This is a genomic window from uncultured Rikenella sp., assembly GCF_948810725.1.
Lineage (GTDB): Bacteria > Bacteroidota > Bacteroidia > Bacteroidales > Rikenellaceae > Rikenella.
The window spans coordinates 16,437-27,253 of the sequence record NZ_CAQIVA010000025.1 but is presented as its reverse complement, the minus strand read 5'-3'; the positions used below and the strand labels follow the sequence as shown (position 1 = coordinate 27,253).

The 10,817-nt window shown below is 59.6% G+C and carries 9 protein-coding genes; 3 read left to right on the top strand and 6 right to left on the bottom strand.

Annotated elements, in window-relative coordinates:
* Window positions 1–398 precede the first annotated feature (398 nt).
* Both Q9S52_RS07400 and tgt read right to left on the bottom strand, forming a co-directional pair.
* A complete protein-coding gene (locus Q9S52_RS07400; protein WP_294594830.1) occupies window positions 399–1,505 on the bottom strand; it encodes an LptF/LptG family permease in 1,107 nt (368 codons plus the stop codon).
* Entirely contained in the window at window positions 1,502–2,632 is a 1,131-nt protein-coding gene (tgt, locus tag Q9S52_RS07395) for a tRNA guanosine(34) transglycosylase Tgt (protein ID WP_297627734.1), read from the bottom strand. The genes Q9S52_RS07400 and tgt overlap by 4 nt, the downstream gene beginning before the upstream one ends.
* Before the next feature lie 1,745 nt (window positions 2,633–4,377).
* Between tgt and gadC the strand changes: the two genes are divergently transcribed.
* Both gadC and Q9S52_RS07385 read left to right on the top strand, forming a co-directional pair.
* Entirely contained in the window at window positions 4,378–5,880 is a 1,503-nt protein-coding gene (gadC, locus tag Q9S52_RS07390; protein WP_300725846.1) for a putative glutamine/gamma-aminobutyrate antiporter GadC, read from the top strand.
* A gap of 38 nt (window positions 5,881–5,918) precedes the next feature.
* Window positions 5,919–6,356: a YtxH domain-containing protein gene (locus Q9S52_RS07385; RefSeq protein WP_294594149.1), complete on the top strand. Its 438-nt coding sequence runs from the start codon at window positions 5,919–5,921 to the stop codon at window positions 6,354–6,356.
* A gap of 184 nt (window positions 6,357–6,540) precedes the next feature.
* Here the strand turns inward: Q9S52_RS07385 and Q9S52_RS07380 are convergent, their stop codons facing one another.
* The gene (locus Q9S52_RS07380; protein ID WP_304708658.1) at window positions 6,541–6,693 is read right to left on the bottom strand and encodes a hypothetical protein; all 153 of its coding nucleotides are present in this window, start codon (window positions 6,691–6,693) and stop codon (window positions 6,541–6,543) included.
* Window positions 6,694–6,810: 117 nt separating this feature from the next.
* On the opposite strand from Q9S52_RS07380, the gene glsA reads away from it, so the two are divergent.
* The gene (gene glsA, locus Q9S52_RS07375) at window positions 6,811–7,776 is read left to right on the top strand and encodes a glutaminase A (RefSeq protein WP_304708657.1); all 966 of its coding nucleotides are present in this window, start codon (window positions 6,811–6,813) and stop codon (window positions 7,774–7,776) included.
* A gap of 273 nt (window positions 7,777–8,049) precedes the next feature.
* Here glsA and def read toward each other — a convergent pair whose 3' ends face one another.
* Genes def through Q9S52_RS07360 form a run of 3 tightly spaced genes read right to left on the bottom strand, consistent with a single transcriptional unit; the run spans window position 8,050 to window position 10,790 of the window.
* The gene (gene def / locus Q9S52_RS07370) at window positions 8,050–8,607 is read right to left on the bottom strand and encodes a peptide deformylase (protein WP_294594156.1); all 558 of its coding nucleotides are present in this window, start codon (window positions 8,605–8,607) and stop codon (window positions 8,050–8,052) included.
* A 13-nt stretch (window positions 8,608–8,620) separates the two neighbouring features.
* Entirely contained in the window at window positions 8,621–10,060 is a 1,440-nt protein-coding gene (locus Q9S52_RS07365) for a CCA tRNA nucleotidyltransferase (RefSeq protein WP_304708656.1), read from the bottom strand.
* A gap of 4 nt (window positions 10,061–10,064) precedes the next feature.
* Window positions 10,065–10,790 carry a pyridoxine 5'-phosphate synthase gene (locus tag Q9S52_RS07360; protein ID WP_304708655.1) on the bottom strand — a complete coding sequence of 242 codons (726 nt, stop codon included), beginning with the start codon at window positions 10,788–10,790 and terminating at the stop codon, window positions 10,065–10,067.
* Window positions 10,791–10,817: the final 27 nt, after the last annotated feature.

The window sequence follows — 10,817 nt, the reverse complement described above, 5'->3', positions numbered from 1 at the left end:
GGGAAATCCAGTCAAAACGTGCCAGCACATTTTGACGATTTCCCTCTTTAGGCGGCGGCGCGCGGTCGAGCTTTGCCTCGCCTGAAACTGCCCTGCGCGGGCGGCGGACGGCTAATAAGGCAAAGACAACCCTAACAAAACGCCCGATGGGCGCCCCGGCGGGACGGAGCGAAACTACGTTTCGCTTACTTGTTTACTTCGCCCTATTCTCTGTTCGCGCGCCTTGCGCGATTCATTCTATCTCGGCTCACCGCCGAAATAGTTGAATCGCTCCTTTAGACGGATGCTGACGCATCCTAAAGCTGCCGACGGACCAAATCCCTAAAACGCGCAGCACGGCGATCCAGTTCTTCGTTCCGCACCCCAACCCCATCAAAAAACAGGCCACGAAGAACCGCCTATTTCGGCGCCTGGCGGTAAAGGTAGACCCCGATCGCAGCATAAATCACGTTCGGAAGCCAAACGGCTATCACCGGAGGCAGCATCCCCCCTTTGGCAAACTCGCCCGTAAAACGCATCAACACGATATATGTGAAACAGAGCGTGATCCCCACCCCGATATGCAGCCCCGTCCCGCCCCGCACTTTGCGCGACGAAAGCGACACTCCGATCAAAGTCAACACGAACGTAGACAACGGATAAGCCCACCGCGAATAGGCCTCGATCTGGAAAATCGGCACCATGTCCGACCCTTTGGCCTGCTGCTGGCGGATGAAACGCCGCAAACGCACCGAGTTCATCGTCTGAACGAGGTTCTGCGTCCGCCCCAGCTCGGCAGCGATCAGGTTGATCGCCGTGTCCAACGGCGTGGTGTATTTGGTCAGTATCTCGCGCTCCCCCTCATAGTGCCGCGTGAAGTATTTCGAAGCCTTCCACCGTCCCGTCACGGTGTCGAACCGGACGTTCTGCGCTTCGAGCGTGCTGACGATATTCCCGCCGTCGTAACTCTCGATGGCGAAGTATTCGGCCACTTTGCTCTTGTCCTGAAACCCCCGGATGTAGACGAACGTCCCGGGTTCGAGCTGCCGGTAGATGTGGGGTTCGTAAGCCGATTTGTGTTTCCCCATGTACTTCGCCTCGAAAGCCAGCCGCCGGGCATTGGCCTCGGGAATCAGAAAGAGGTTCAGGCTCAGGCTCAGAACGGTGATCAGCAGGGCCGAGACGAAGTAAGGCCACATGAGCCGCCGAAAGCTCACGCCGCTCGAAAGAATGGCGATGATTTCGGTGTCGTAGGCCATCTTCGAGGTGAAGAAGATGACGGCGATAAAGGTAAAAAGCCCGCTGAACTGGTTGACGAAGTAGGGGATGAAATTGACGTAGTAGTCGAGCAGGATAGCCGACACCGGGGCATGCCCCTCCAGGAAGTCGTCGATCTTCTCGGCCGCGTCGAAAATCACGACGATCATGATGATCAGCCCGATAGCAAAGAGATATGTCCCCAGAAACCGGCGCATGATGTACCGGTCGATGATTTGCAGTTTGAGTTTCTTGAGTAGTCGTATCATAGCCTCCGGCCCAGTTTTTCGACCATTTCGGCCTTCCATGCGGCAAAATCGCCCGCCACGATCCGCTGCCGCGCCTCGCCCACGAGCCACAGATAAAAGCCCAGATTGTGCAGCGACGCGATCTGTGCGGCCATCATCTCGCCGGCGACGGTCAGGTGGCGCAGATAAGCCTTCGTATAAGCCGTGTCCACGAAGGTGTGCCCCATCGGATCGATGGGCGAGAAATCCTCGGCCCACTTTTGGTTACGGATATTAATAATCCCTTCGGAGGTGAAGAGCATCCCGTTGCGTCCGTTGCGCGTCGGCATCACGCAGTCGAACATGTCCACGCCCCGTTCGATCGCCTCCAAAATATTGATCGGCGTCCCCACGCCCATCAGGTACCTCGGCCGGTCGGAGGGGAGGATTTCGTTCACGACCTCGATCATCTCGTACATCACCGGCGCGGGTTCCCCCACCGCCAACCCGCCGATGGCATAGCCGTCGGCGTCGAACTGCCGGACGAACTCGGCCGATTTCCGACGCAGGTCGGCATAGGTGCATCCCTGCACGATTGGAAAGAGGGACTGGTGGTAGCCATACGGGCAATCGGTCTTGACGTATTGCGCAAAACAGCGTTCGAGCCACCGTGCCGTCCGGTCCCACGATTTCGAGGCGTAGTCGTACTCCGCCGTCCCCGGCGGACACTCGTCGAAGGCCATCATGATATCGGCGCCGATCAGGCGCTGGGTGTCGATCACGTTCTCGGGCGTAAACAGATGCCGCGAGCCGTCGATATGGGACTGGAAGCGGCACCCCTCTTCGGTCAGTTTCCGGATGCCGGTGAGCGAGAAGACCTGGAATCCGCCGCTGTCGGTCAGAATGGGGCCGTCCCACCCCGCGAACCGATGCAGACCGCCGGCTTTATACAAGGTGTCGGTTCCGGGCCGCAGGTAGAGGTGGTAGGTATTTCCGAGGATGATCCGGGCGCGGACTTCGTCGCGGAGGTCGCGGTGGAAGACGCCTTTGACGCTGCCGACGGTGCCGACGGGCATGAAAATCGGGGTGGGTATCTCGCCGTGGTCGGTGCGGAGCATGCCGGCTCGGGCACGGGAGTTGGGGTCGGTATGTTGGAGGGTGAAACGCATAGTGTCTTTCTAAACGCAAATGTAGGGCTTTTATTCTTTCGGCCCCGGCACGGAGGCGAAATTTCCCGACGCTGGAGCTAAATTGACAAGTCGACCGCAGGGGCCGGTTATTTGGGGTAGCCGTCGGGCAGAGGCGGCGGGCTACTTGGGATCGCTTTAGGGTAGAGGCGGCCCGGTTCGAGTGTTTCGCGCCCCCGTTTATTCCGAGAGGCAACGCAACTGAAAACCGTAGGCGCGGTAGCCCGCGCTGCTGGGGTAGAGCTCCGTCACGTTGAAAACCAAGTGCATGCCATAGGTACCGCTGACCCTGGAAGACCAGCTGAACCCGTGGTTGCCGACGTAGTACAGCGCGCCCCCGCCGCCGTCGTGGTAGCCCGGGGCGGTGCCCGCAGGGCGTTTTGTTGGTTGTCTCTATCCTACTTTGGTTTGACCTTGGTGGGGCGGACGCCCGGGAGGTGCCGCAATTCTCGACGCGTGAGCGGCGTGTTGCGGGCCTACCGGGGGCAGGCGTCCGGCCCGCGCGACCCGTTGGGTCGCAAGAACTCCGCCACCAGCACCGCCCAATTCTTTCGGTTCGGGCTGCGGCGTCCGGCCCGGGCATCAAAGATGCCCCGCCGCAGGCCCGGCGGTTCTACGAACCGCAAAAGCAACACCTTTTTCGGACGGCTTCGGCCTGTCGCCCACTCCCCCGAGCGGCTTCGCCGCTGAGCGAACAGGCCGGCGACCTAAAGGTCGCAAGAGCAACAACACATTCACCGCCCCATTCTGTAAGATTCGTCCTCGGCGCGCCCCCCACGCGCCGCTGATGCGTCGCTCTCGCCGAGGACGGCGATTCCTCAAGGAATAGCGCTATTCGCTTTTGGTTTAAGCGGGTCGCCGCCAGCGGTGACTGCAACGAGCTCCGTCGAGTTGCACTCCGCCGCGTGGGGTGGCGGCGAACTGCGCGGCTCTGCGAGCCGCAAGAGCAACGCCTTTTTCTGTCAAGTTCACGCGGATCGAAGCCTGCGGGGCTCAAAGCAACGTCAGTTGCGGGCCTCCGCTGCGGGAGGCTTCGGCCCGCGCGGCTCTACGAGCCGCAAAAGCACAGCCCCAAGCACTGCCCCGTGTCAGCATCATTGCGGCTCCGCTTTCGCTCCGCCACGTTTCCGTCGCCCGCCCGCCTAAAGAGGGATTTCATCTCGATTTTGCTCACCGCAAAACGAGCGAAATCCCTCTTTAGGCGGGCGGGCGACGGGGTTTTCGCGAGCGGATCGAGTTTTTTCACACGTCGTTCTTTGTCCGCGCGCCTGGGGAAATCTTGTCAAAACGTGCCAGCACATTTTGACGATTTCCCTCTTAAGGCGTGGCGCGCGGTCGAGCTTTGTCACGCCTAAAACTGCCCTGCGCGGGCGGCGTCCGGGTGACCCCGGCGGGACAGAGCGATACTGCGTATCGCTTAATCTGCTCAGCCCAACCCTTTGTCTGCGCAACCCCCGCTTCGCAGACGAATTATAAACAACAGATTTTCTTCGAGTTAAAATCTCGGCTTAAAAAAAATCTCGCGAAACGGAACGAAATTGCACGCTCTTTGCAACACTGTGTCGCGAACCGACAACACGCCGTCCGAAGGCTCGCTCCCCCGGCCCCCATCGAAAAACCGGCCGAAGCCTGCTTCGAACGACCGAACGTCCCGGATACCACCATTTACGACGAAAGAATTATTGAACCGAAAATCAAGTTATTCATTCTCTAAAACCTATCCGATCATGGCAAGTTCTACCAAATCCACCGCGGTCAAGCTCAGCGTGATGACGCTGGCCATCATGAACATCGCCGCCGTGGTGAGCCTACGGGGGCTTCCGGCCGAAGCTACCTACGGACTCAGTTCCGCGTTTTACTACCTCTTCGCCGCCATCGTCTTCCTGATCCCGACGGCGCTCGTGGCTGCCGAACTGGCCGCCATGTTCTCCACCAAGCAGGGCGGCGTCTTCCGCTGGGTGGGCGAAGCCATGGGAACCCGGGCCGGATTCCTAGCCATCTTCCTCCAGTGGGTCGAAAGCACCATCTGGTTCCCCACCGTGCTCACCTTCGGAGCCGTCTCCATCGCCTTTATCGGCATGAACGAAGTCCACGACATGACCCTCGCCTCAAACAAACTCTATACGCTGATCGTCGTGCTGGCCATCTACTGGATCGCGACCTTCATCTCGCTCAAAGGCTTGGGGTGGGTCGGTAAGGTCTCAAAAATCGGGGCCATGGTCGGCACCATCATTCCGGCCGGACTGCTGATCGTCTTCGGCGTGATCTACATCGCCACCGGAGGACAGAACCACATGGACATGAGCCAGAGCTTCTTCCCCGACCTCTCGAAATTCGACAACCTCGTCCTCGCCTCCAGCATCTTCCTCTTCTATGCCGGGATGGAGATGATGGGCGTCCACGTGATGGATGTCAAGAATCCCGACCGGAACTATCCGAAAGCCATCTTTATCAGCGCCGCCGCTACCGTGCTGATCTTCGTGCTCGGCACCTTCGCCCTGGGCTTCGTGGTGCCCGCCAAGGACATCAACCTGACCCAGTCGCTGCTGGTCGGCTTCGACGGCTACCTGAAATACCTCCACCTGACGTGGGCGACCCCGGTGATCGCCGTGGCGCTGGCCTTCGGCGTGCTGGCGGGCGTGCTGACCTGGGTGGCCGGCCCTTCGAAAGGGATCTTCACCGTCGGACGCTCGGGCTACCTGCCGCCGTTCTTCCAGAAGACCAACAAACTGGGCGTGCAGAAGAATATCCTCTACATCCAGGGCGGGGTGGTGACCCTGCTGGGGCTCCTGTTCGTCATCATGCCGTCGGTGCAGTCCTTCTACCAGATACTCTCGCAGCTGACGGTCCTGCTCTACCTCATCATGTACATGCTGATGTTCGCCTCGGCCATCGTGCTGCGCTACCGGATGCCGAAGGAACAACGCCCGTTCCGGATCGGTCGCCAGGGCAACGCGCTCCTGTGGCTGGTCGGCGGTGTCGGGTTCTGCGGCTCGCTGCTGGCCTTCGTGCTGAGCTTCGTGAAGCCGGGCTCCATCTCGGGCATCAGCAACGGCATGTGGTTCGGAGTGCTGATCGTCGGGGCGGTGATCGTGGTGGCCACGCCGTTCATCATCTACGCGCTGCGCAAACCGAGCTGGCGCGACCCGAACTCCGATTTCCAACCGTTCCACTGGGAAACTCCCGCTGCGACGCCGGCGCCCGGAACGGTCGATTCGAAAACCCACTAATTCACTCTATTATATAACCTTTTAAAAACTTATCTGTTATGAAAACAAATGCAAGCAACGCAGCAGCCAAAGTAGCTTTGGCTGGAGCAAAAAGCAAACTGAAAGACGCCGGAAAAGCAGTAAAAGATGCGGCTTCGGATGCGGCTACGGCTGTGTCGATCAAGGCCGGACAGGTCAAAGAGACGGTCAAAGAAAAAGCGGCCCAAATGAAAGAGGCTGTGAAAGAAAAGGCCGAACAGGTCAAAGAAACGGTCAAGGAGAAAACCGATCAGGCGAAGGAAAAGGCCGGACATATGAAAGAAACGGTCAAAGAAAAGGCGGATCAGGTCTCCGAAACGGTCAAGGAGAAGGTGAACAAGGGGGTGGCTACGGCTGCTACGGCGGTCTCGGCGGCGGCGCACAAGGTCGGTGAAAAGGCGGACGAGGTGGGCGAAAATGCCAAGAAAAAAGGCGCGTGCAAAAGCTGTAAAAAATAACATGTAATTATCCGATCGATTTTTTGCATTCCGTTCTTTGTCCTGTATGGAACCGTACCTTTTCTGAAGAAAAGGTACCCAAAAGACTTTCGTGATAGCTACGCTACTCCTTAGGCTCCGCAGTCCTCATTCTTGGTGAGTTTGTCGGGCTGGGTTTTCTCGGCGGGGCGCTATAATGCGAGTATTACCCTAATGCGCCCGCGCCGGAAAACCACAGCCCAACGAACAAACCGAGATTTGGGCGACCGGCAGCTTGAGGATGCGTCAGCATCCGTCTAAAGTTTTTTTGGTTCTTTTTGTTCACAACCGACGCTGCCAGCGAGAGCAATGCAAACATAGTTTGCAAATTGCCGAGCGGCGAGGAGGAAAACGAGCGCAGCGAAGTTAAAAAGAACAGTACCCTCCAGCACAATGATCAGGAACACAAAAAATCGATCGGATAAAATTTCAGGTTATGAAAAAGACGATTTCGACCTCATCACTTCGGGCCTTGGTAGCCGAGGCCTATGACCAGGTGAAGAGCGCCACCGGAGGTGCGAACGCCGACTATATTCCCTATTTGGCCAACGTGCCCTCCGACCTGTTCGGGATCGCGTTGTGTCTTCCGAACGGCGAGTTGATCGAAGCCGGCGACACGGACTATGTCTTCGGCATCGAATCCATCTCGAAAGTGCACACCGCCGTGCTGGTTTTGCGCCAGTCGGGTGCCGACGAGCTGCTCGCGAAGATCGGCGCCGACGCGACGGGGCTTCCGTTCAACTCCATCATGGCGATTCTGCTCGAAAAAGATCACCCGAGTACGCCATTGGTCAATTCGGGAGCCATTTCGGCCTGTAGCCTGGTGAAACCGGTGGGCAATGCCGACGCCAAGTGGCAGGCCATCGTGGATAACATGACCGATCTGTGCGGTTCCCCGCTGGTTTTGCAGCAGGAGCTCTACAAGTCAGAAACAGCCACCAACTTCAACAACAAGTCGATCGCGTGGCTGCTGAAGAACTACAACCGGATCTACGACGATCCGGATATGTCGCTGGATCTCTACACGCGCCAGTGTTCGATGGGAGTGACGGCGCGCCAGCTGGCCGTTGCGGGATGTACGATCGCTTCGTACGGCATGAACCCCGTGACGAAACAGCAGGTTTTTCCGTCCGCTCTGGCCCCGAAGATCGTGGCGTTGATCGCCGCGGTGGGCTTCTACGAACACACGGGCGATTGGATGTATACCAGCGGAATCCCGGCTAAGACGGGTGTCGGAGGCGGCATCATGGGCGTTCTGCCCGGTGGGTTTGGAATCGCCGCCTTCGCCCCGCCGCTCGACGACGCCGGCAACTCGGTGAAAGCGCAGCTCGCCATCAAGTACATTACCCAGCATCTGGGCGTGAACGTGTACGGGGGCGACAGTATCGAGATTACGGCATAGCTTTCGCCGGACGTTGCGCACGGTTCGACCGGTCGCTTGCGGCATCGGGCATTCGTCCGGCGCGAACGGGCACAACGTTTGTGTTGTCCGACGCGAATGGGGTTCCTCCCGTCCTTCCCTCTGAACGAGGCCAAGGGCGGGAGGAACTTTTGTGTGTGTGCGAGGAGGACTCGGGGCGCCTCAACTTTCCAACCGCCCCCCAAAAGAAACGGAGCGTTCCTGACGGAACGCTCCGTAAATCGATAAAATAGACGTCCGCCGCCCGTCTATCCCCTACTTCGCCGCCTTGCAGCGGTACGATGCCCGGTATTTCCCCTTCACGAAAGCCGCCAGCTTCGATTTAATCAGGTTCTTGCGCAACGGCGCGATCCGATCCGTGAAGACCATCCCGTCCGTATGGTCGTATTCGTGCTGGATCACGCGCGCCGGATAGCCGTCGAACGCTTCGTCCCGCGGCTGGAGATGCTCGTCGATGTAGCGGATCCGGATGTTCGACGGACGCACCACATCTTCGTTCAACCCCGGCAGACTGAGACACCCCTCGTTCATCTTGATGTTCGCGCCGCCGCGTTCGTAGATCTCGGCGTTGATAAAGACCTGCCGCAGGGGCATCCCTTTGGGCAGTTCGTTCGCCACGGGGGTCAGGTCGATGCAGAAGAGCCGGATCGGCAGGCCGATCTGAGGAGCGGCCAGCCCCACGCCATCGGCCTGGAGCATCGTTTCGAACATGTCGTCGATCAGTTTCTGCAACTCGGGATAGGTCGCGGGGTCAATCTCGCGAGCCTGCTCGCGCAGCACCGGGGTGCCGTAAAGGTAAATCGGTAGTATCATGACACACTGTTTTTTATTGCTCGTCCCGCCGACAGGGCGCCAGCCCTTCGGCCGCGGCCAGTCGCTCCATCAGGGCGTAGGCCGCCTCGTAGTCGTTGGGAATCTCGCCGTCGAGGATGGCGTTCTTGATCCCCTCCTTGATCACCCCCACGGCCCGACAAGGCGGCAGGCCGTAGGTCTCCATAATGATCTCCCCGGTAATCGGGGGCTGGAAGTTCCGGATGTGGTCTTTCTCCTCGATCTCTTTGAGCTTGCGCCGCACGAGGGCGAAATTGGCCAGGTAGCGCCGCACTTTGGCGTCGTTGCCCGAGGTGATGTCCGCTTCGCAAAGGGTCATCAGCTCGTCGATATCGTCGCCGGCCTCAAACAGCAGCCGCCGAACGGCGGAGTCGGTCACCTCGTCTTCCGACAGGATAATCGGCCGCAGGTGGAGAAAAACGAGCTTCTGGACGTATTTCATCCGCTCGTCCATCGGCAGTTTCTGTTCGCGGAAGATGGCCGGAATCATCTTCGAACCGACCACTTCGTGTCCGTGGAAGGTCCACCCGGCCCGGTCGTCCCAAGCCTTGGTGCGGGGCTTGCCGATGTCGTGCAGCAGGGCGGCCCACCGCAACCAGAGGTGGTCGGTTCGGGGGACGATATTATCTAAAACTTTCAGGGTGTGCAAAAAATTGTCCTTGTGCCCCCGCCCGCGCACGGTTTCCACCCCTTTGAGCCGGGCGAGCTGCGGAAAGATCAGCTCCAGCAGGCCGCTCTCGTCGAAGAGCCGCCACCCTTTCGACGGCCGGGGCGAGCGCATGATCTTCTCGACTTCGGTGGCGATCCGCTCGCGGGAGATGATGCCGATCCGCTCGCGGTTGCGCCGGATGGCGGCGAAGGTTTCGGGTTCGATCCGGAAGTCGAGCTGGGTGGCGAACCGGATGGCGCGCACCATCCGCAGGGGGTCGTCCGAGAAGGTGGTGTCGGGATCGAGCGGCGTCCGGATGAGCTGGGCCTCCATGTCCTCCATCCCACCGAACGGATCGACCAGCTCGCCGAAGTTGTCGCCGTTCAGCCCGAAGGCCATGGCGTTGATGGTAAAGTCGCGCCTCCGCTGGTCGTCTTCCATGGTGCCGTCCTCGACGATGGGTTTGCGCGAGTCGGCGCGGTAGGATTCGCGCCGGGCGCCGACGAATTCGACTTCCCACTCGCCGACGCGCAGCATGGCGGTGCCGAAGTTCCGGAAAACATTGACCCGGCTGCGCACTTCGCGCCCCAGCTCTTCGGCAACGGCGATCCCGCCGCCGGTGCCTCCCCCCACGACGACGATGTCGATGTCGGTGCAGGGCCGCAGGAGGAAAGTATCGCGTACATAACCGCCTATCGCATAGGCATGTACGCCGCGCCGGTCGGCAATGGTGCCGATGCGTCGGAAGAGGGGGTCGCTCAGGGCTTTTCGAATCGTCGCCTCCATCGTGCTATCGTTCGGTGTTACGCAGTTTCTGGCGGTAGAGCCGGACGGTGTTTTCGAGCCCGAGATACAGGGCCTCGGAAATAAGGGCGTGGCCGATCGAGACTTCGAGCAGCCCCGGAATCCGGTCGGCGAAGTATTCGAGATTCTCCAAACTGAGGTCGTGCCCGGCGTTCAACCCCAAACCGCACGCTGCGGCGGCTTCGGCAGCAGCCACGAACGGGGCGATGGCCGCTTCGCGGTTGTTGCGATAACCGGTGGCATAGGCTTCGGTGTAGAGTTCGACGCGGTCGGCGCCGATCTGCGCGGCGCCTTCGACCATCCGGGGATCGGCATCCACGAAAATGGAGACGCGGATGCCGTTCTGCTGGAACCCTTGGGTTATTTCTGTCAATAAGTCTTTGTTTTTCAGCGTATCCCACCCGGCATTGGAGGTGATGGCGTCGGGTCCGTCCGGAACGAGGGTGACCTGTGCGGGGCGCACTTCGTTCACGAGTTCGATAAATCGTTCGCCGGGGTACCCCTCGATGTTGAACTCGGTGGCGAGCAGGGGTTTCAAGGCGCGCACGTCGGCGTACCGGATGTGACGCTCGTCTGGTCGGGGATGCACGGTGATCCCCTGTGCGCCGAACCGCTCGATGTTCCGGGCGGCTTCGAGCAGATCGGGCGTGTTCCCGCCGCGGGAGTTACGCAGGGTGGCGATCTTATTGATGTTTACGCTTAACTTGGTCATTTTTTTACCTACTTTTGTTTTTAATCG